Annotated in this window: 4 protein-coding genes and 1 pseudogene; 2 read left to right on the top strand and 3 right to left on the bottom strand. The window is 45.0% G+C overall.

The features are described from left to right. Window positions 1-217 precede the first annotated feature (217 nt). Window positions 218-412, bottom strand: coding sequence for a hypothetical protein (locus NOS7524_RS06010; RefSeq protein WP_015137587.1), 195 nt, complete (start codon window positions 410-412; stop codon window positions 218-220). Window positions 413-483: 71 nt separating this feature from the next. On the opposite strand from NOS7524_RS06010, the gene nifB reads away from it, so the two are divergent. After that, window positions 484-1929 carry a nitrogenase cofactor biosynthesis protein NifB gene (nifB, locus tag NOS7524_RS06005; RefSeq protein WP_015137586.1) on the top strand — a complete coding sequence of 482 codons (1446 nt, stop codon included), beginning with the start codon at window positions 484-486 and terminating at the stop codon, window positions 1927-1929. Window positions 1930-2031: 102 nt separating this feature from the next. Beyond that, window positions 2032-2364, top strand: coding sequence for a 4Fe-4S binding protein (locus NOS7524_RS28225; protein ID WP_015137585.1), 333 nt, complete (start codon window positions 2032-2034; stop codon window positions 2362-2364). 48 nt (window positions 2365-2412) lie between these two features. Here the strand turns inward: NOS7524_RS28225 and NOS7524_RS05995 are convergent. After that, a pseudogene (locus NOS7524_RS05995) lies at window positions 2413-2670 on the bottom strand (CRISPR-associated endoribonuclease Cas6); the annotation flags it as partial. 234 nt (window positions 2671-2904) lie between these two features. Next, on the bottom strand, window positions 2905-24525 hold the full coding sequence (locus NOS7524_RS05990; RefSeq protein ID WP_015137584.1) for a DUF4347 domain-containing protein: 21621 nt from the start codon (window positions 24523-24525) through the stop codon (window positions 2905-2907).

Genomic DNA, 24525 nt, shown 5'->3' with positions numbered 1-24525 from the left:
TAAACGTCTTCAAAATCTCAGGTTTAGATTTTGAGTACAAATCTAATAAATCCAATAAATTCTATTCCAGAGTAGCGCATCGCGACAGTCAAAGACGACTGCTATAAATCTTATATCGCCAATCACTTAACGCTTCTACATAAAACAAAAGCGAAAAGTGAGTGGAGGGATGAGATAGCACTATGCCTTCGTGAATAGAAGTCGCGCGCCAGTTGCTTTAAATCGGCATAGCCGCCCACTGCACTGGCTTGGCTGTACACACAAATTCTACCAAGATCCCAAAGTTGACACACACCAGCCGAAACTCAAGGACTTCATCGCCTGCCCTACTTAGCGAAGCACCTTCAACAAGTGCCTCAGCTACCGCTACAGCTAAAACTGCTGCGGGCAGTGTGACAGCCGCGACTTCCATTCGTCAGGCAAAAAGGGTAGCAACAGCATCTCCCACAGTGGCAGCTAGTCCACCGACCTTTGCGAAATTCAATGACACCACCAGTTACAGGCTCTTCCGTTACTGAATCGACTTCTACCACAGCAAAATCAGGTGGTTGCGGATGCAACAGCAAAAGCAGCGCCACCGTGGAAATCGATGAAAAGCTTAAAGAACGCATTGCTAAACATCCCTGCTACAGCGAAGAAGCTCATCATCATTACGCCAGGATGCACGTTGCAGTTGCCCCCGCCTGTAACATTCAGTGCAACTACTGCAATCGTAAATATGACTGCGCTAACGAAAGCCGTCCTGGAGTAGTTAGCGAATTACTCACACCAGAAGAAGCAGCACACAAAGTTTTAGTAATTGCAGGCAAGATTCCCCAAATGACAGTTTTGGGAATTGCTGGCCCTGGCGATCCTCTGGCGAACCCAGAAAAGACATTCCGCACCTTCGAGTTGATTGCAGACAAAGCCCCAGATATTAAGCTGTGTCTCTCAACCAACGGTTTAATGCTGCCGGAATATATCGATCGCATTAAACAACTAAATATAGATCACGTTACTATTACCCTGAACACCATCGACCCAGAAATCGGCGCACAGATTTATTCTTGGGTTCACTACAAACGTAGACGTTATAGAGGCGTAGAAGGGGCAAAAATTCTCCTAGAGAAGCAACTAGAAGGTTTGCAAGCCCTCAAAGAAGCCGATATTTTGTGCAAAGTTAACTCCGTGATGATTCCGGGCATTAACGACCAACATCTGGTTGAAGTCAACAAGATGATTCGGGAAAACGGTGCATTCTTGCACAACATCATGCCCCTAATTTCTGCACCAGAACACGGTACACACTTTGGCTTAACCGGTCAGCGCGGCCCCACACAGAAAGAACTTAAGACAGTGCAAGACCAATGTGCTGGCAACATGAAAATGATGCGCCATTGCCGCCAGTGCCGCGCCGATGCTGTAGGCTTATTAGGAGAAGACCGCAGCCAAGAATTTACCAAAGATAAATTCTTGGAAATGGCACCCGAATACGACTTCGAGCAACGCCAAGAAGTTCACGCAGGTATTGAGAAATTTAGAGAAGAATTAAAAGCAGCCAAAGATAAGGTATTAGCTAACAAGCAGCAAGCTGCCAACAGCCCTAAAATCTTAGTTGCAGTCGCCACCAAAGGCGGCGGATTAGTTAACCAACACTTCGGTCATGCCAAAGAATTCCAAGTTTACGAAGTCGATGGCAGCGAAGTTAGGTTTATCAGTCACCGTAAGGTAGACCATTATTGTCAAGGTGGATACGGCGAAGCCGCCACATTTGACAATATTGTGAAAACAATCGCAGATTGCAAAGCAGTTTTAGTTGCCAAAATTGGTGAATCCCCCAAAGAAAAACTGCTCCAAGCTGGCATACAGACTGTAGAAGCTTACGACGTGATTGAAAAGGTTGCCCTAGAGTTTCACGAACAATACGTCAAAGAAGGGAATAGGGAATAGGGAATAGGTTACAGGTTACAGGTTACAGATAATTTCCTGTCACCTGTCACCTGCCACCTGTCACCTCTCCCCAGCCCCCAATCCCCAACAAGGAGAATAGTCATGGCTTACACAATTACCAGCCAATGTATTTCCTGCAAGCTTTGTCTGTCTGTATGTCCCACTGATGCAATCAAAGTTGGTGAAGACGGTAAGCGGTGGATTGACCCCGAATTATGTACAAACTGCGTTGGCAGTATCCACTCCGTCCCACAATGTAAAGCTGGTTGCCCTACCTGTGATGGTTGCGTTAAAGTACCTAGCGATTATTGGGAAGGTTGGTTTGCTCACTACAACCGAGTTATAGCGAAATTGACAAAAAAACAAGACTATTGGGAACGTTGGTTTAATTGCTATTCACAGAAATATTTGCTATCAAACAAAAGAAAATGCTGATTTCCCAAGGTTTAATCAATATCTCTCTTCTTCAACTTTTTCTACTGCTCATCTTTCTTCTGGAAAACTGTCTTGCTTGAGAGCTTTTCGAGCTAATTTTAGATAGGTTTTAACAGTCAACGGCGGCATATTTAGATCATTAGCGATCGCCTGGAGTGATTCTCCCATTTCTCGACGAGCTAAAACAGTTGCCCAGGTTGCGGCTATTTTATCAGTGCGATCGCCTTCCTTAAGTTGACGCTGTGCCGTAAATATCTCTGTCAGTTCCTCAATCTGCTCTGCCAGGATATTTGTTAGCAACTGAGCCGATGTAGTTGGCTTTTGTTCTAATGGGACTTAGACAAAAAGTAGCCCGAAAAAACCATCAAACGTATACATAGAAGGACTTTGATATCTTTTTACTCAGTTTCTTGATATGTCTGGGATTGAAGCCTTTTTGAGTTTTCTGTGTAATTTCCTTGCCCTATATAGGTTTGAGCCTTGTTGCTGCCTCAAAAATGTTTCAATCCCGTTAGGAAAGTCAAACTTAATCAATTACATTTAGATGCGTTTACTAATAGTAGTAGTGTTAGTATCTTCACCACCATCATCATCAGTGACAGTCACGGTAACAATGTAATGCTCCACATCGTTATAGATGAAATTGTTGGGATTATTCATAGCCTCCAGAGCCACATTATTAATCATTAAGAATGAACGGAAAATAGCTGTTCCCTGACTACCATCACGGTCAATTTGGATAATGGTGCTATTAGCGGTGGGGCCTTGTACCAGGCGCACATAACCATCAGCAATAGCATCCGTACCCTGATAACCGCCAATCACCAAACTATCAAGTAGTTGACTCAGATTGATTTTGTCTTTACCAACTTCAAAGTCAGTAATACGATGACTCGATTCTCTGAGGTCGGTATAAATAAACTCATCACTACCCGCACCACCAGTAAGGGTTTTAGCACCAACACCACCAAAAATCCGGTCATTACCGCTAGTACCATTTAACGCAGAGCGGCTACCATCACCACTGATGACCGTGTATTCATAGGTAGCTGTGAATGCGCCTGTGGTCGCATCAACTACTGCATTGGAGGTAGTACCGTTACCCCAATCGATAGTCACAGCGTGGGTATCTAGTAGTCCTACATCATTGAATTCTCCAGTAATAGACACCAAGTTACTACGATTGAGTTTTGTTTCAGTGCGTTGGAATGCCGTAATCACTGGAGCAACATTAGTCACAGTCACAATCGTGCTAGCAGTGCCACTGTCACCATCATCGTCAGTGACCGTAGCAGTAATGGTGTAGTCATCGATAGCTGTACCAGTGGGGTTATCATCTGCGTAGCGACGGGAAGCGGTGAATGTCCGTGTGTTGGTATCAACTGTGGCCGCAGAAGTGAAACCATCACCCCAATCAATCACTACAGTATGGGTATCTCCAATTCCTGCATCTGTGATTCTGCCAGAGACTACGACTAATCCATTTTCTGGTATGGTTGTGTTTGCTAATACCAGAGCAGCAATGCTGGGGGCAGCATTATTGATTTTGGCTATAGTCGTGGCAGTATGACTAGCACCATCTTTGTCAGTCACTGTGGCAGTAATGACGTAATCTTGATTATCTCCATACTGATGGGACAGATCAAAATCACTGGTACCAGCAGCCAAATTAAATGTCTCTGATGAGCCATCACCCCAATCCACCACCAGAACGAAACTATCTTGAATTCCAGGGTCAACAATCCTGCCCGTCAAGCGGCTAGTACCACCTTCTAAGGCGGTTGTCGCTGACAAGTTTTGCAGTTGTGGTGCGGCATTGCTCACTGTCACAGTCTTGGTTGCCGTGTAAGTTCCATCTTCATCAATGGCTGTCACCAAAATCACCCGTGTACCATTGTCTGTAAATCGGTGAGTCAGAGATTGGGTAGCCCCAGCAAAAGTTTCGACTGTGCCATCATTCCAATCTACAATCCATTGACTAACTGTGTCATTACCAGGATCAGTGGCACTTAAATTGAGGATGTATGGCGCTCCCTCTACGGCGCTATCTGCACCACTGATTATTAATGTTGGGGAAACTTCCAACACTGTCACCTCAGTGGACAATTCCGTGGTATCGCCATCCTGATCCTGAATTACGCCCCGGATAGTCTTAATGCCACTATCACTGAGGAATTGGGCAGGAACGACCACAGAACTAGAACGACTGTTAATGATCTCAAACTGACCATCATTGTTAAAGTCGTAGCTGTAGAGGAAACCAACCGTTGTATCACTGAGGGATGGATCAAATTGGTCGATGAAGGAGACGGTGGTGGTACTACCTTCATTGACTGCACCACTATTAACTAAGTTGGCTGTGGGGGCTGTGTTCATCACCCGGAGATTGACGGCGTTCGATGTGGCTTGTTGGTCGGTGCCGTAGTTGACTCGCACACGGACATTGTAAGTACCGTTATTCTGGATGGGATTGGCAGCTAGTTGTTGTAACTGTGTCCATGACAGGGTGGGATTTTCATCTGTGGCATCCCCGAAAATACCATCTCCGTTAATATCCCAACTATAGGCTGTGGGTGTGCCGACGGCTATGGCATTGAGTGTGAGTGCCTCACCTTCCGCAATGGTATAGGGGCCACCAGCATTAACTTGATTGGCTGAAACTATAACGCTGACTGTCTTCGGCGCGGCAAAGGTGGCATTGGGTGCGGAATCTTCATCAACTGCACCCACTATAATTTGCGCTTTGCCGGGATTGGTATAAATATGGGTGGCTGAGATGGTGTTACTACCAAAGATTTCGATAGGTGTGCCATCGCCCCAATCAATGCGCCATTCAAATACGCGGTCATTACCAGGGTCGGTAGCAGAGAAGTTAACTGTATAGGGTGTGCCTACTGCTACTTCATTGGCACCACTGACTTGAATGCTTGGTGGTGTGTTGATAATTGTCAGGGTAGTAAAGGCATTACTAGAGAAACCATCGCTGTTAGTGGCTCGGACACCGATTTGGTATGTACCATCGTCACCTAATCCCAGGTCTACCAGTTGCGCCCAACTCAGTGTCAAAGTTGCCCCATCAGCTTCACCAAAACTGCCGTCCCCATTAATATCCCAAGCGACTGGCTCGGACAGTGAGTTACCCAATCCTAGGGGTGTAACATTGACCCGCAAAGTGACTGACTGACCTTCAGCGATTTGGTAAGGCTGATTCAGGAAGTTAATGATAGGTGCGGCAATAACAATGACATTTCCCTCAAAGGTATCGTACTGGAGTACACCCCTATTGGTGACGTTGATATTACCTGCACCTGGAGTGGGTGGGGCTGGTGTGTAGTTGGGGGTATTGGGGTTGGGATTTTGGGGATCGAAGATGAGGATGTCGCCTTGGTTTTGGGGTACGCCATTGGGGTTGTCTCCGTGAGCAATGGTAGTAGCAGAGGTGGGGAGATTGGCTCCAGAGACGCGTACAGTGTCACGGTTATCACCACCAAAGACTTCAGTCCGGCTAAATTCTCCGACTCGTTCGATGTTGATGATATCGTCCCCAGTCTCACCCCGGACAATCAGGTTAGTACGAGGAGTGTTGGCACGGAGTTGAGCTGTGTCATTGCCTGCACCTAGGTTAACTACCGTCGTAGAACTTAAAGCCTGTAAGGTGACAATATCATCTCCATCTCCAGTGTTGATGGTGGTTGTGACTACTTCTGGGGAGGGAGCTTGGCGTAGGGTAATGATGTCTTCACCACTGGCTGTGCTGACTGCTAAGGCTTCGATATTGTCGAATGTGGTGAGTAGGGTGACTGGTTCGGGGAGGAGGGTGTTGGTATCAAAGATGGCTAGTCCTCCTCTGTTGCCTGTGGTGCCTAGGCTGCTGATGTATGTCTGGCTGCCACTGGTGACGATGGTTGTGGGTGTCTGTAATCCGATGACTCCGCCGACGTTGTGGCGTAATAGTTGTACGAATTGTAATTTGTTGTTGCTGGTGTTTTGGTAGAAAACGGCTATGGCGTTGCTGTCTGTGCCACTGACAAGGATGTATTTGCCGTCTGGTGTTACTGTCACATCGCTGGCTCCGAGTAATCCTCGGATGCCGTTGACTCCGTTTTGCAGGGTTTGCACATGGGTGAGGGTGGGGCTGCTGCTGTCGCGTTGGAAGACGGAGAGGCTGTTGCCGTTTTGTCCTGTAATGTAAATGTAGCGGTTGTCTGGGCTGATGGCTAGTCCTTTGGCTCCGTCTAGTCCGTTGGCTGCTCCTGTGATTTTCTGGATAACACTCAAGTCGCTGGTATTGAACACTACTAGGGTGTCACTGCTGCTGCTGACTGCATATATGAGTGTATTGTCGTTGCTAATTTTGATGTTGCTAAAGTTACCGATATTATCAGGATTTACTACCAGGGTACTCTGTGACAATGCGCCTGTAACTGTGTTCCGGTTGTATCTGACTATGCCATTGTTTCCTGCCGCATACAGGGAGTTGCCATTGGGACTGAGTGCTATGGATTCAAATACTGCTTGTCTGGTGGATGTCCCTACTGTGGTGAGGAAATTCAGGTTGCCTGTAATGCTGTTGCGCTGGAAGATGGCGATGCTTTGATCGGCTGGGCTGGCAACGTAGACATGATTGCCGTCGCTGCTCATCACAACATCGGTTGCCCCAGCTAGTCCATCAACACCTTCTAAGTTGTCTTTGAATAATTGACGCTGGGTGAGTCCGTCTGTATTCACGACTACTAAGGCGTTTTGTGTGGGGCTGACTCCGTAGATATGTTTGCTGTCTGGGCTGAGTACAATTGATTGCAGTCCTGTGATATTTGGTGTCACGTTTAAATCTGGACGTGCGGCTCGAATGTAGGCTACTTGTCCATCTATTAGGGTGGTGTTGTTGATGGATATGATTGGCCCAGTAATGGTGGCGTTGACTTTCACTGCATCACCTGGAATTAGTGTTGCCCATACTGCTCCTGGATTCAGTGCTGTCAAAACTTGTGCTACATCAGTTCCACCAAAGGTAGAATTATTTCGGAAACCATCTGTGACTAAACTTTGAGCAAAGCTTGATGTCAAGGTTGTCGGCAGGATACCGAGTGTGGGATTCGTCAACACGGAGTCTGTGAGGTTAACGAACAACAGCATATCGAAATCCGCAGTTTTTGTACCGTTGATGTTAAAGCTGCCATAGTCTTGGTTGAAGCCTGATGGTCCCACATCTAGTCGATATACTGCTACTAAGGCATCGGGATTATTTGAGGTGTCAATCCCTAGGGTTCTGCCATCGATTCCTTCTAATAAACCGTAGGTGTTTGCACCTCCCGCTAAACCAGCAATGAATGGTGTAGTTTGTTGATTGGTGGTAAAGGAATTTGATAGGAAGGGATTGTCTGCTCGCTGTCCAGTGAACAAGGATGTATTTGCTCCTGTCCTTGTCCCTGGTAGGGTGCCTGCATAGGTGTTGCTACCAATAATCAGTCTTCCATTGCCTCCGGTTTGAGAACCGCTACCCCCAGAAGTATTGACTGTTGCACTACCAGCAGTTACCGTTGTGCCGTAGAGTTTGACTGTTCCACCTGCTCCACCTGCTCCACGACCTCCCGCACCGCCAAAGCCGCCTGCGCCGCCTGCGCCGCCTGCGCCGCCAAAGCCACCATTACCACCATCGCCACCCCGAATAGCTAGTCCATTACCACGACCACCATTTGTTCGTCCCTCATTCAGTCTGGCATCTTTAGTTCCGGGCGCACGGCTGCTAGTATCAGCAGATCCTGGGTTTTGCCCATCGCCACCTTGGGCAGAGAATGTGGAAAACGATGTATTCACCTGACCTTGGGCGATAATTTCAAAGGCACCACCGCCACTACCGCCGTTTCCACCAGGAGTACCATTGGCACCTTTACCGCCTTGACCGCCATTACCACCTCGTCCACCATTACCACCACTACCAGATCCTTCACGAACAGGGAAAACTAAAACAGTATAAGAGCCGGTACCACCGCCGCCGCCGCCGCCGCCGCCGCCGCCGCCGCCGCCACCGCCGCCGCCGCCACCGCCACCGCCGCCGGCACCAGCACCACCGCCACCACCACCAGAAATGGTCAGACTATTACCGGTATTTTGTCCTTGTGAGCCATCGCCTCCAGGATTACCGTTACCACCATTGTTTCCATTGCCTCCTTGCCCACCATTACCACCATTGCTGCCATTTTCACCAGATGCCCAATCTCCTGGCCTACCACCGCCACCGCCAGCACCACCATTACCACGAACACCACCATTACCACCAACACCACCATTACCACCAACACCACCGCCACCACCACTGTTAAGTGAATTGATACCACTCATGCCATTACCACCATTATTACCTCGTCCACCAATGGTGCTGGAAGAGCCAGCATTACCAGCACCACCAGTACCGCCATTGCGACCATAAGATCCAAAGATGGTAACGGTACCACCAGTACCAGCACCGCCAGTACCACCATTGGCACCATTACCGCCAGCACCACCATTACTACCAGCACCACCACTGCCAGCACCACCACCAGCACCACCACCTATGCCTGGTGTTCTACCGTTGGCGGAGAAGTTGAAGGTGACATCAGTACCGACATTGACATCATTACCAGCTAGTAAGGAGAGTCCACGGCTACCCGTACCTGTGACACTACTGTTATTGCCAAAGTTGATGTCACCCGCAAAGCGGAACTGAGCAATATTGCCATTAATTACTGATGTAGAAAGTGAACTATTGCTGATGACACTACCATTAACTCGAATCTGAAGGTTATTTGTATCGAAAACAATATTACCAGTCAGGTTTAAGGTGGGTATGGCTGTGGGGATAGTTGTCGGGGTAGTATTTGCGAACAATTCTATAGCAACAATATTGTCTACTAAGGTTGTACCCGGTTGCCAAGATAAAGACTTCAATACGCCAAAGCTAGTGGGAACATCAAAAGTCTGAAAGCCTGTGTTACCTACCACGGCAGTGAATATGGCTGTACCACCATTCATGGTAGTGCCAGTGAAAGTTATAGATTCGGTTTCTGATGTTGTGGCAGCCAGAGATATAGAATAGATGGCAAAACCAGCACCAGTAGCTGAGGTGAGAGTGAAAGTATCATTGCTAGAACCAGCTTTGGCTGCCGGACTTATACTATTGTCAAGCATAATTGCACCACTACTTGCCAATTGGAAGCCTGCTTGCAGGTAGGTGGTGGCAGAGTTAGCCAAATTATCAAAATTGATTACAGAATCATAATTCTGAAAATTGTTGGTAAAACTTACAGGCTCCAGTACAGTCAAACCGGAGCGCAATTCAACGCGATCGCCATCAATGAATCCTTCAATATTGTTAGTCGTCTCACTCACAACATTCAAGGTATCAGCCTGAGTACCGCCGATAATCCGCGTCAGTTCCGCACCCTGAGTATTAATCACAGAAATGGGTAATGTACCAGGAGCAAGTTGAGCTTCCAGAATTTCCCCATTCTTGAGTGTCCAGTCTAAAGGCTGGCTGTTATTACCGCTATTGTCTACAACCAGAGTCTCAACATCTAAATTGAGATTCGTAAACTGGTTATCTGTGGGTACACCATCGATAATCACGGTGACTGTATCGACACCAAGTTCACCGAAGATGTTGGTTTCCGGCCTACCAATGCTGCTGACAGTGATGGTATCATCACCGTTGTAGAAGTTATCAATCGGCAGCAGTCCCACCCATCTACCAATGCTGCGGACAGTAATGGCATCATCACCATCACCACCCGTGACTGTAACTATGGTGTTGGCTAGGGTGGTGTCAATGGTGAGATCATCGTTACCTGTGCCGAGTTTCATTTCTACTTGCTCAATGGCACTAAAGGTAATATCACTGCTTGTTAAGTTTTCAATGACACCTGAGTCAGCTTGTGTATCATCCCTGAGCAGTCCGCCAATCGCCGCCGCAGTTTGGCTGGAGCGATCTATAATCAGCCTGTCAACACCGCTATCTTCACCATTAATTGCCAGTACAGCATTGGCATTGAGGACTGTGACTTGATCATCGCCATCACCAAGGTTAAGATTTACCGCCGCAGTAGTATTGACGACTGTTATTTGGTCACTGCCTCCACCTGTATTTAAGGTAACTGGTGTTGTGGTATCCAGGAGGGTGAATTGGTCATTACTATCACTTTGGGTAATAGTCAGGGCTGTGATTTGCTCAAATTCGATGCGTCCGGGTACATCTGCTCCTGTGATGACACCACGGTTGAGGGTTAAATCGCTGGCAATGTTGGAGTTGACTAATAGAGTATCTACTCCTAATCCTCCTTGCACCAGTAGCCGTGCGGCAATTCGTGGTAGTTCGTCTCCTACCGTGATGCTGTCATCCCCTGCACCAGTGTTGATGGTTGTCTCAGTATCAATGCCATTGACGGTGAATTGATCATTGCCGTTGCCTAGATTGATCTGTATGCGCTCCAAGCCACTGTAGACAATACCTCGTTCTAAATTACTGGCTGTTTGGTCTGTTGCACCCATGCCCAAACCTGTGATGCGTTTGCTGTCTAGGATACCTGCGTTGGTAGTGGTGTCGCCTGTATCGTTGATGTTGAGGGTATCAGTACCAGTCCCACCGCGAATCTCTAGCAGTCCATCAATCTCGTTAACTTGGTTGTTGGTATTGCCGACATTGATAGTGTTTGTACCTGCGCCTATATTCACCAAGGTTGCCGTGTTGTCTTGGGTACTTTGAATATTGACTGTATTGGCATTTTTACCCAAGGATATCTGCATAGCTTCAATATCTGCATATTGAATGCCTAGACTCATACCGAAACCTGTAACACGGTTGTTGGTGATGGTGCCTGTGTTGATTTTGCTGTCGGCAGATTCATCTAATTCTATGCGGTCAGTTCCTGTACCACCGCTAATAATTACCTGTCCCCGAATATTGTCTAGGATGCCATCGGCGTTGGCTTGTGGTGTGGCTTGGCTACCGATGTAAATTATGTCGTCGCCACCGCCTGTTTCAATGGTGGTGGTGACTCCGGGGTTAACGTTGCGGAGGGTAATCACATCACCGTCTACTTCCCCTGTAATTAGTACAGAACTAGCTTTGATTTCTCCAGCTAATTCGATGATTGTACCCTCTAGATCGGCGTTAGTCCAATCACCAGTAATAGTGACTGTTGACCCGGCTGTGACTGTACTACCGGCGGCTAATGCTATGTTGTCACCTACTAGCAGGTTGACTGTTCCCTGATTTGCCAAAATCTTACTACCGTTACCCAAGACTAAATCTTGTCCTTGACTGGCTAGGTCTGGTAGTGTCAGATGGACGTTGCCTGCAATGGAGGTGACATCATTAATACTTAAGCCACCGTCAATGTCACTGATCACGATGTTTTGCTGTGCCAAAGCTGTGAGTCCAGCAGTGGTGGCAGTCGCATTCACTTCTAAGATATTGGCATGACTACCAATACTACCGTTGAGGGCATTGAGTTTGATTTGTTGGGCGGTGATGTCTGCGGTGGCTGTATCGTTACCATCTAAGATTGAGCCTTGGGCTTGCAGGTCTACGTTACCATTGCTGGCGGTGACTTGTGTGATGGTTAAGTCGTCGGCAAATTCGTTGATGAAGATGTTGTTGCGGGCGATCGCACTCAATGCACTAGACTGAGTTTGGATACGGTTACTAGCTGTACCGATGCTGCCGTTGTCAGTCTGCAAAGTTAAAGCGGTTGTTTCTATTTTGGCTGTGGGGTCGGAGGTGATGATATTACCGCCGTTGTTGAGGATTTGTGTGCTGCCGAAGGGGTTGTCAATAAATCCATTGAGGCGGATATCTGCGTTGCTGGTGTTGGTGATGCTAATGGCTGTATTGCCAGGGTTGGTTGTGGTGGTGTAGTTAAAGCCAGTTTTATTCCTGACGTTGACGGTAATATTGCTGTTTAACTGCCCTGATGTGTTGAGGACATCAATATCATTGATTTTCAGATGCTTGGTGGAACGGTTGATGATGTCTACACGCTCGAATCCAGTGATAAACTCCACTGTGGCGTTGCCTCTAATCACGGCTACGTCTGTGATCGTTACTGGTGTAGTCGTGGTGTCATAGACCGATTCCTGCATCGAGAAGATGATAGTTCCCGCTAGAGTATTGGTGTTGGTAATATCATCAACAACAATCTCGGTAGGTGTTTGCTGGACGTTGACGTTGACTTGCCGCACTACATTACCGTTAGCATCAATCTCTAGGGTAGGGCTAGGCGCACCCAACATGACTATCTTGGAGTTAAAGTCAATTGCTCGGTTGAGGGATAAGGTGCGGTTTCCTGTAGCTTCCCCTGTTTCGATGACAGCGCCGTTCTGCTCTGGGGTTGCAGCAAAGCTGATTGTCAATGGGGTGTTGGCTTCTACTAACAAACTTCTGGTAGCGATTTCCGAGCCAGTACCAGTATTCACGTTTGTGGTTGTGGTTTGGGTAGTAGTTGCGGTGGAATTGGTGTCTGCGCCTAAACCTTCCGTTGTCGCACTGGTTTTAGAATTGGTCTTGAGTTCATCGTGTCTAGCACTAATTTTGACTTGGTTTGTGCCTTTAATCTTGGCTTGGGCGGCGATATCGACTTGGGCTGTGGAAGTTGTAGTTAGGGTAGCATCAGAAGCTATTTCAGCCCCTAAAGCCCTGGCTTTGGATGTGGAAACCGCATCAGCTTCAATATTTGTGACACGGGCTAGTATTTTTACCTGATTTGCTGAGAGGGTAGCACCGTCCACAGTTGTTTTAGTTAAGCCGTCAAGAGTCATTGATGTCCTGGTTCTGGCGTTGGTTCCTAGTCCCTTAGTATCTGCTTCGGACTTAGAATTCGCTGTAGTATTCCTCTGGGACTCTACCTGGAGGGAATTTACAGCAGTTATCTTACTGTCATCGCCTACCTTAGTTGTAGTTTGGTCATCGGTGGAGACAGTTGTTACAGCCCTAGATATATCTACTACTCCGCCACTGCCAGCAATGGATTGTGTCTCAGCATTGTTGCTAGATTTGGACAACAGTTGAAAGTTATTACCAGCAGTAATTTCAACATCTTCTCCAATAGAGGCATGATTGCGGTTAATCAGATTTGCTTGTGTCTCAATACCACCGACTCTAATGACACCACCTGAGCTTCCAGATCCCTTCGCATTCACATCGGTTGTAGATAGGGATTGGATAGTGATATCGCCAGTTATGCCTGTGATTTTGGCGTTGTCTCCCACTGATGTAGAGGTATCAGCATCAATTGTAGCGTTGACTTCAGTGCCTTTTTCACCATCACTGGCAAAAATAAGTCCACCACCGGAAGCACTAGCATCAGCATCGGCAATATTCCTGGCATCTGTAAAGATATCAAGATTGCTTGCCCCCGTGATTGAACCGTTCATACTGGTGGCTGTCTGCCCGCTAGCTGTCGCCTCGGCAACACTTGTTCCTACGCCTGCAAGTAAACCAATTGTCAGTCCATTGGCATCAGCTTTGGCGTTGTTGTGGGACAGGGAAGAAATGGCGATCGCCGCACCAGCATTCAGCGTTACACTATCTTCAACATAGGTATCAACATCTGCATTCGATGTAGCTTTTGCATCTGCTCCCGTTCCTGCACCTCCTACACCAAATGTTATGGGTGCTGTGGCCTTAGCAGATGCACCCATACTAGAGAGTGGTTGTGTCATCCCAAAGTTATGTTTTGATTGCAGTGTAATACCACCATCTGCTTTGACATTACTTCCTCGTCTAATAGATGTTTCGACAACTGGGGTAATTACAGCATCAGCTTTGGTTGTTCCTACAGATACAATACCAACACTAGCCGTAACACCAGTTACACTGACATCAGTATCTATTTGAGACTCTGAGGCGATCGTAATATTATTACCAGATAATATCTCTGCATTATTTCCCACATAAGCTTTAATTGTGGGATTAATCGTGACTTTGGCTTCAGTATCTGTAACGAAAACTAAGCCGATTCCACCTGCGGCTGCTGTTGACTTGGCAACAACGCCCGACTCTGTGATGAACTTAGCATGAACATTCAAGTCACCTGTTGTGGCTGTTACTGAAGCATTATTAATATAAGCCTCTACTTCACCACCAACATCAGATTTAGCTTTACTGACTCCAACAGCAGCGAACGTAAGCCCAGCACCAACACCGATGGTTTCTGCTTTGTTCTTGACGATGTTGTTGATAGCAGAAACTTTAACATCTTTATTTGCATTCAATTCGGCATCATTAGTAACATAGGCTTTCACCACTGTATTCAGTTCTATATCTGACACAGCACCAGCCCCTGCACCACCAATAGCAACTGCTACTGAAGTTGCCACTGTCAAAGCATCAATTTTCGATGTTGATGAAGCATCTATCTCAATATTTTTGTTCTCAGAGGTGACGGTCGCATTATCAACGTATGCTTGAACATTGTTGTTGATAGAATTGTTCGCCAATGAAACGCCGATGGAAGCCCCAATCACTGCACCTGCTAGCCCACCGGAACCTACATCTGCCTTAATGTCTATATCGTCTTTTGCCTCTAGTGTGACAGAGTTCGTGGCTGTAACTGTACTACCATTACTGATCACAGCCCTAATCGTGTTGTTTGTTGTATTTTTAGCATCTGCACCTGCACCACTAAAGCTGAACCCACTTTGTGAAATTCCAGCCGACACGGAAGCTGCTACGGTGAGAGCATCAATTTTGGCGGTAGATGAAGCAGTTAAGTTAATACTTCCATTAGCAGTTACGTCTGAGGAATCAATATAGGTTCGGACTGTATTACTTGTAGTATTTTGAGCTAGTGCTACACCAATTGCAATAGCTCCGGCAAAAGCCCCGCCTACGGAAATCGACAGACTCCCACCTACTGTATTAGCAGCGATTTCGGCATGATCTGCTGCTGTCAGATTTATATCTCCCCCACTGGTGGTTGTTACTATACTGTTATTGCTAATGAATGCCTCAATAGTGTTGCCAATAGTGTTAGTAGACGTTGTACCAGTTCCGGCTGCACTTCCACTGCTTGCTACACTTTGTGTAATAGCTATAGCACCAGCCGCAGCATAAGCATCAATAGTTGCAGTAGAATTTGCTGTCAAATCAATATTGCTAGTGGTTGAAACGGTGGAATTATCAATGTAGGCTTTAACTGCATTGCTGATGTCGTTGTCCACAATTGAAATTCCAACGGATGCTGCTCCACTGTTAAAAGTTCCGAAGATAGCTGCTATGGCAAGACTACCAGCACCGGCTGTGATCTCGGTTTTATCTTCAGCAACGAGTGTGACAGCATTACCACTGACATTGGCACTATTTTTAATTGCTGCTTCAATAGTGTTATTAATGGTGTTACTAGAACCTGCACCTGCACCAGCCAACACTCCGGAATTAAGACTGCCAGCATTTACGGCTGCTGTTCCACCCACTGTGACAGCTAGGATTTTAGCCGTTGATGTTGCACTTAGGTTTACATCATCTGATGTTGAGACGGTGGAGTTGTCAATATATGTGCTGACATCATTGCTAATGTCATTAACTGCTGCTGAAGCTCCGACGGAAACTATACCACTATTTCCTACAGAACCTAAAACAAGTGCAATGGCAGCAGTACCAGCACCTGATGTGATCTCGGTTTTATCTTCAGCAATGAGTGTGACAGCATTACCACTGACATTGGCACTATTTTTAATTGCTGCTTCAATGAAGTTATTGGTGGTGTTACCAGAACCAGCACTCGCACCAGCCAATGCTATGGAATTAAAGGGAGTAATACTGCCAGTATTTACGGCTGCTGTTCCACTGACTGTGACAGCCAAGATTTTAGCCGTTGATGTTGCACCTAGTTTTACATCACCTGATGTTGAGACAGTAGAATTGTCAATATCTGCTCTGACATTATTTCTAATGTCATTAACTGCTGCTGAAGCTCCGACGGAAACTACACCACTATTTCCTAAAGAACCTAAAACGACTGCAATGGCAGCAGTACCAGCACCGGCTGTGATCTCAGTTTTGTCTTCAGCAATGAGTGTGACAGTATTGCCATTGACATTGGCAGTATTTTTAATTGCCGCTTCAACGGAGTTATTAATGGTGTTACCAGAACCTGCACCTGCACCTGCCAACACTCCGGAATTAATAACGCCAGTATTTACGCCTGCTGTTCCACCCACTGTGACAGCCAAGATTTTAGCCGTTGATGTTGCACCTAGTTTTACATCACCTGATGTTGAGACAGTAGAATTGTCAATATCTGCTCTGACATTATTTCTAATGTCATTAACTGCTGCGGAAGCTCCGACGGAAACTACACCACTATTTCCTAAAGAACCTAAAACGACTGCAATGGCAGCAGTACCAGCACCTGATGTGATCTCGGTTTTGTCTTCAGCAATGAGTGTGACAGCATTGCCATTGACATTTGCAGTATTTTTAATTGCCGCTTCAATGGAGTTATTAATGGTGTTACTAGAACCTGCACCTGCACCTGCCAACACTCCGGAATTAAGACTGCCAGTATTTACGGCTGCTGTTCCACCCACTGTGACAGCCAGGATTTTAGCCGTTGATGTTGCACTTAGTTTTACATCATCTGATGTTGAGACAGTAGAATTGTCAATATCTGCTCTGACATTATTTCTAATGTCATTAACTGCTGCGGAAGCTCCGACGGAAACTACACCACTATTTCCGAAACCTAAAGAACCTAAAACAAGTGCAATGGCAGCAGTACCAGCACCTGATGTGATCTCGGTTTTGTCTTCAGCCGTAAGTGTCACAGCATTGCCACTGACATCGGCAGTATTTTTAATTGCCGCTTCAATGGAATTATTAATGGTGTTACTAGAACCTGCACCTGCACCTCCCAACACTCCGAAATTAAGACTGCCAGTATTTACGGCTGCTGTTCCACCCACTGTGACAGCCAGAATTTTAGCCGTTGATGTTGCACTTAGTTTTACATCACCTGATGTTGAGACAGTAGAATTGTCAATATCTGCTTTGACATTATTTCTAATGTCATTAACTGTTGCTGAAGCTCCGACGGAAACTACACCACTATTTCCTAAACCTACAGAACCTAAAACAAGTGCAATGGCAGCAGTACCAGCACCTGATGTGATCTCGGTTTTGTCTTCAGCAATGAGTGTGACAGCATTACCACTGACATCGGCAGTATTTTTAATTGCCACTTCAATGGAATTATTAATGGTGTTACTAGAACCTGCACCTGCACCTGCCAACACTCCGGAATTAAGACTGCCAGTATTTACGGCTGCTGTTCCACCCACTGTGACAGCCAGGATTTTAGCCGTTGATGTTGCACTTAGTTTTACATCACCTGATGTTGAGACAGTAGAATTGTTAATATCTGCTCTGACATTATTTCTAATGTCATTAACTGCTGCTGAAGCTCCGACAGAAACTATACCACTATTTGTTATAGAACCTAAAACGACTGCAATGGCAGCAGTACCAGCACCTGATGTGATCTCGGTTTTGTCTTCAGCAGTGAGTGTGACAGCATTACCACTGACATTGGCACTATTTTTGATTGCCGCTTCAATAGTGTTATTAATGGTGTTACTAGAACCTGCACCCGCGCCTGCTAACACTCCGGAATTAAGACTGCCAGTATTTACGGCTGCTGTTCCACCCACTGTGACAGCCAGGATTTTAGCCGTTGATGTTGCACTTAGTTTTACATCATCTGATGTTGAGACAGTAGAATTGTCAATATCTGCTCTGACATTATTTCTAATGTCATTAACTGCTGCTGAAGCTCCGACGGAAACTATACCACTGTTTAATGTTTCCAAGGAAAAACCAAAAGTAACAACACCTGCACCTGATGTGATCTCGGTTTTGTCTTCAGCAGTGAGTGTCACAGCATTGCTATTGACATTGGCAGTATTTTTAATTGCCACTTCAATGGAATTATTAATGGTGTTACTAGAACCAGCACCTGCACCTGCCAACACTCCGGAATTAAGACTGCCAGTATTTACGGCTGCTGTTCCACCCACTGTGACAGCCAGGATTTTAGCCGTTGATGTTGCACTTAGTTTTACATCACCTGATGTTGAGACAGTAGAATTGTCAATATCTGCTCTGACATTATTTCTAATGTCATTAACTGCTGCTGAAGCTCCGACGGAAACTATACCACTATTTGTGATAGAACCTAAAACAAGTGCAATGGCAGCAGTACCAGCACCGGCTGTGATCTCGGTTTTATCTTCAGCAATGAGTGTGACACTATTGCCACTGATATTGGCAGTATTTTTAATTGCTGCTTCAATGGAGTTATTGATGGTGTTACCAGAACCAGCACCTGCACCAGCCAATGCTATGGAATTAAAGGAAATAATACTTCCAGGATTTCCGGCTGCTGTTCCACCCACGGTAACAGCCAGGATTTTAGCCGTTGATGTTGCACTTAGTTCTACGTCACCTGATTTAGAGATGGTGGAATTGTCAATATAGGCATGAATCTTATTGTCAATATTATTTTCAGCTGCCGAAAAGCCTAGCGTCGCACTGATTGATGCTGTACCAAAACCGGCAACCCCACCAATCCCATAAGTATCAGAACTATTATCAGCAGTAACAATCAAGTTACCAGTTGTACTAACTGCTGCATTTTTTAAGAAAGCTTCTGTTTGATTGCGGACAACGTTCCTAGAGTATGAACCGGGAATACTTACCTGAACCGCCGGTAATACCTGTTTGGCAAAACCACCACTCAAACCAACTGCTACTGCATGAATGATACTGTTTTCTTTGGCCTTAACTGTGACTTGCTTTGCCTCTACTACTGCACCAGTAATAAAAGATTGAGTTGTGTGATCAATTTCGTTAAGGCTAAAAGCGCCAAATAGACCACCGGAGATGTTTTGTCCAGCTAAAATGGTAGCACCACCAGATGCAGCAACAAAGAGCGTATCATTCTCGCTCTCTAATTTGAGATCACCAGTTTTGGTTGTGATGTTACCAGTATCATTAATGTAAGCTTGAGTGGTTTCATGAATATTGTTGACTGAACTACTACCAGAGACACCTATACCAAAGGGATTAGGATTATCTATGTCTGTGGGTAGTTTAACTGCGATCGCTCCCGCCAGAGAAAATGCCCAGATATTTCCACTGGTTGTAGCTTTAACATCAATATTACCAGTAACGTCAATTAATGTGCCTTTGTCACCAGGTGTTGTGTCTGTATCCGTTTGTTCCTTACCTATAATGGCTTTGGTCTTACGAGTAATATCGTTGAAGGCAAAACTAGCACCAATACCTATACTTTCTGTTAATTGCACCGAACCTACAACATTGACGCGTGTAGCTTCCGATTCAGCAATCACTGACAATGATCCGCCAGTAATCTTGACACCACTTTCTATCTGAGCAATGGTTTCACTATTTTGGATTATCCCTACACCAGTTCCGGTAAAACCAACGAATTGAGCATCACCGCCTGCTTGTCCTAGTGTCACAGAAATAATGTTTTCTTTGGCTTTTACCTCTAAGCCATCTCCAAGGGAACTTGTATGAACTGCGGCTTTGGTTTCAATTTTGGCGATGGTTGTGTTATCCATCTTTTGGATGATTGCCGTCCCACCGACACCATTTTTGGCTCGGTTGCCAAAGAAAGTAAATGCCTCATCGAATGATCCTTTAACAACTGCCCTGGCTAAAACATCTGCTGCTAAATCGATGTGAATCACCCCACCTGCATCCAAGGTGATGATATCTGTTGTGGCATTGACGGCAACTGACTGGATAGCAGTTTGGTAATTAGAATCCTGGTTAATTTGAGCGCCAGAGCGAATAATTGCTTGCGACTCGTTTTTAAATTGTGTGAACGCAAATGACAAGGCAAAGGCTAAATTACCCTTGGCTTCGTTTGTTTTTCCTCGATTTTTACTGGTGATAAAAGTATTAAAGATGCGATTTGTTAATCCTAATTTGCCATCTAAGGCAAATGCTCCCAGGAGAACGGCGAGATTACCTGTAGAATTTCCTGGGTCTTGTGAAAAATCAAATTCCTGCTCAAAGTCCAGTAAAAACGGATAAATTAGTTCGGATGTTACCTTAACTTTGCGTCGAGCATCAATGGTTGCGGCTTGGATAATATTTCCATTGCCATCTAACCTATTGTCCACGATCGCTTCTACTCTATTGTTGTATAATCCAATCACCGTAGAAGCCGCGATCGCTACACCTTGTCCTGTTTGTCCTCCTAAACCTGGGGTTTCACTCTTACCTGTTTCCGTATCTACAAGTGTTTGGATTCTCTGTGTTGTTGAGGCATTGATATTGACATCAGTACCAGACTTCAGCACTCCATCAGCACCCACCCTAGCAATTACATCATGTTCAAATAGGTTGAAACTGAAGCCTACTGCTGCGGCAAACTGATTTTGACCAGTCATCTGTCCAAAGGGACTTCCTGTATCACCTCTGAGTATTTCCTTACTTGTTCCCGGTTTGAGGAGCTGAGGTATTACACCAGCAAAGGCCAGAGGAGTTCCTACAAAATCCCTCAGCTTGGGGTAGGAACCAGCTACCCCTTTTGAATTAGCTATATTTTGAGCTGTTAAGTTGGCATTAACTCCAATCCCTGTATTTTCTTCGGGACGCAGTAACTTGTGTCCTGTACCCGTCGCTACACTCGCATCAATATCAATCGGTTGAGCTAGAAATGCCTCTATTTCCGATTCTGTTAGTTGGATAGTATTTTCATCGATAACGACAACATAGTAATCATCACCATCTTGTAAGCCAAAAATTGCTTCATCACCAACTGTGACTGTGGCAAATGATCTTAGGCTATGTAGAATCCCTGCTGCCCCAGTTTCTAAATTAATGGCAATCCCATCGGTGGCATCGGTTGCTGATGTTGCTAATTTAATCGTGTCGTCATCAACTACGATTGCATAATACTTTTGGTTGGCTTCTAGTCCATCAATTGCAGTCCCAGGGTTGCCCAAGTAGTTAATTTGGTATGTCAGTTCATCACCTGTTGTTAACCCATGTCCGACAATGGTAATTGTGTCGTTTGTTAAATCTACACTTGTGTTGGGGTCAAACGACAAATTAATTGGGATTGTTTGTTGGGTAACAATGCTTTGGTCTGTTCTGTAGACAACTGTATCCCCTGTTTGAAATCCGTGGTTAGGGATTTTAATGGTGTTGTTTTGATTATTGACGACTTTACTATCTGAGGGGTCAAAACTGATCAGACTCTCCAGGCTAGTTAAGATGTGATTGGAGCCAGCACCCTTAGTTCCTAAATCTAGTGCTACTCCTTGTAAGGCGTTGCTCTGGGTAGATGCCAATTTAATCGTATTGGCATCCTCTACAATTACAAAATAATCACCAAGATTTAATAGAGCATCAATTTCTTGACCTTGAGGATCTTTGGTATAGATAACTGGCTGACCAGTTTTGAATTGATGATTGGCAATGGTGATAGTATCATTATTGAGATTTACGGCAGTATCAGAGTCAAAACTGATTTCATTTCTGCGTTCTTGAATGAAAGTTAAGAAATGATTTGAACCAGTCCCCTGACTTCTGAGATCCAGAGCTAACCCATTGGCCACATCTTCTGGAGTAAGTGCCAATTTGACAGTATTAGCATCCTCTACAATCACAAAATAATAGCCTTGTGTAGTCGAGATATCAATCTCTTCTCCCTGGGGATCTCCGTAATAGGCAACTAACTGACCAGTCCTTAAACCGTGATTGTTAATAGTGATGGTATCATTGTCTAAATTTACAGCAGTCTCCGGGTTAAATTGGAATCCAGTCCGTAAGTTGAATCCATGTTCTGCCCCCTGATTAACGGTTGAATTGTCAATGTCAATACTCGATCCATTTGTCAATTTGATGCTGTTGTCATCTAACAGCAAGACTGTGTAGCTTTTTCCATGTTCCAATCCGCCAATACTGGTGTTTCCACCGTTACTGTAAACAATTTGTTCTCCGTTTACAGGGTTGTCAGAATTCGGTAATTCAATTGTGTTGTTGGTCGAATCAACCTTGGATAAATCAATCTCCGTTCCAATCGAAGAGCCACCTGCTGTAATCCTGCCATTGACATTGGCATTAATATCTGTATCGTCGAAGTTCAGCCCTATTCCTGTCCCTGTTAAACCGCTAAGATAAATTGCCGTAAAAGCTCTAGCTTGGCTTGTGACTGTGCCTTGAGCATTCACATTCACGTTACCACCTGCTGTAATTGCAGAGCCTGTTTCTAATTCTGCTTTCGATTCAGTTTTTGTATTGGCAATAGCCACTGAAAGACCTAATTCGTTGGCATTAGCTGGTTGTATTCTTTGCAGGATGTTGCCAAATACCCGTGCATCAACTCTAGCAGTCGTGGTTGTATTCGATTTAATATTGACATCTGTGCCTGCCTGGATATTAGTATTACCCTGAATCAGAGCATTGGCTTTACCTGTGGCTTGACCATATGCTACTGCAAAGCGAGATAAAGGATTGATGGGATTGACTACGCTAATTGCTTGAAGGCTACCGTCAACTAGGGCAGTTGATATCACATCTACTTTGCCACTGGCAGTGATGACTGCATTATTGAGGGTGATTTTAGATTCAGCACCTCGTACCTGTACTGATGCTGGCAGAATCAGGTTTTGCAACTGATAAATCGATGACTTCACTACGGGGTCGATAATCATCCTCTGAACTTGTTCAGGCACTCCACTAAAGGGATCATTATCTTTAGCGTCTGCTGTCAAGATGACATTGGCTGCTTTGATAGTTGCACCATCTAAGGAAATATCGACTTCTCTGTTTTGGAAGTCAAATATAGTAAAAGAGCCAATTCGTGTGCCTGTATCCTCCGATGTTAACTTGATGTCCCCATCTGTAAAACTACTGCCATTTTCTACATGAGCTAAAAGTTGAGCGCCGTTACCTACCGTAATTTTGGGTGCATTTAGCCTGATGAAACCAGAGTTCCCAGTTGAACTATCGTTGAGAAAATCACTGCCATTAATTTGGCGAGTGGAAATTGTTGCATTATCAAGAATTTTTATAGTACCAGCTTCGATAGTTAGGTGTTCAAACCCACCACCACCAATATCACCACCAATAGTAACAGTTCCATTTCCAGCTTTGATGGTCAGACTATCCCTTTCTCCTTGACCATCTCCCTGAATGGAAAAACTATCTAAGAAATTTACCTGATTAGTTCCAGAACCAGAAATATCAATAATCACATCCCCACTTAAAGTGAGATTACCATTGATAGTCAAATCTTCGTTAAAGCTCTTGGTTCCACTTACCAATCCGGAGAGGGTAGCTAAGATCCCATTGTAGTTAGCGATCGCGCTATTCGGGAAAATTGTTCTAGCTTCAATTGTCCCAGTCTTCACTTCCAGATCCCAGTCACCGCCAACAGACGCATTCCCAGTCAAGTTATTAGAAGCTGCAACATCCGCGTCTGTTAAGGTACTTAATGTTTGGATGAAAGCTAATCCCTGATCATCAGCAGCTACATGACAACCATACAGTAAGATATCTGCATCTGGTGTCAAGAAGTTAGCCCATTGCTGGAAATCACTGCTGTAGTTGCTGAGTGTTTCGAGATGCAAAACTGAACCACCAAGCTGTAAGCTCCCTATGCCACCATGAGAAACTATATGTACAGCAGATATTGCTTGGTGTTGTGTCAAGGCTTGAGTGATTTGATGGATTCCATCTTGTTCTGAATTGAGAATAATAATTTCTGTATTAGGGTCTATTTCCCTTATTAAGCTCTGATAATCCTCAACATTTGAATCAATAAAAATTAGTTCTTCCGGTAATACCAAAGAACCATGTGAATATTGTCCTGTTAATGTATCTATAGTACTTTTAATATTTTCTATACTCGAATTTAAATTTCTATCATCAATAGAAACTGGAAATATATCATTTACAGGGCTTGTATTTAAATTTATGAAATTAATTAGTTCGCTATTAATAGGATAGGAAGTAGGCAGCAGAGTATTAGAATTAACCAAAGCATCCAAATTAGTTATTTCCAATCCGGATTTCAAATTTAGAATTTCAGATTGATTTACATCTAAATTTTGTGGTTGTATTAAGTTATCTTCTGTAAAATACAT

This window comes from Nostoc sp. PCC 7524 (assembly GCF_000316645.1).
Classification (GTDB): domain Bacteria; phylum Cyanobacteriota; class Cyanobacteriia; order Cyanobacteriales; family Nostocaceae; genus Trichormus.
This window is presented reverse-complemented; position numbering and strand designations above follow the sequence as displayed.

What these genes read in the sequence shown, in the direction of transcription:
- NOS7524_RS06010 (WP_015137587.1), bottom strand. Translation starts at nt 412, where the DNA reads ATGGAAGTCGCGGCTGTCACACTGCCCGCAGCAGTTTTAGCTGTAGCG.
- nifB (WP_015137586.1), top strand. Translation starts at nt 484, where the DNA reads ATGACACCACCAGTTACAGGCTCTTCCGTTACTGAATCGACTTCTACC.
- NOS7524_RS28225 (WP_015137585.1), top strand. Translation starts at nt 2,032, where the DNA reads ATGGCTTACACAATTACCAGCCAATGTATTTCCTGCAAGCTTTGTCTG.
- NOS7524_RS05990 (WP_015137584.1), bottom strand. Translation starts at nt 24,525, where the DNA reads ATGTATTTTACAGAAGATAACTTAATACAACCACAAAATTTAGATGTA.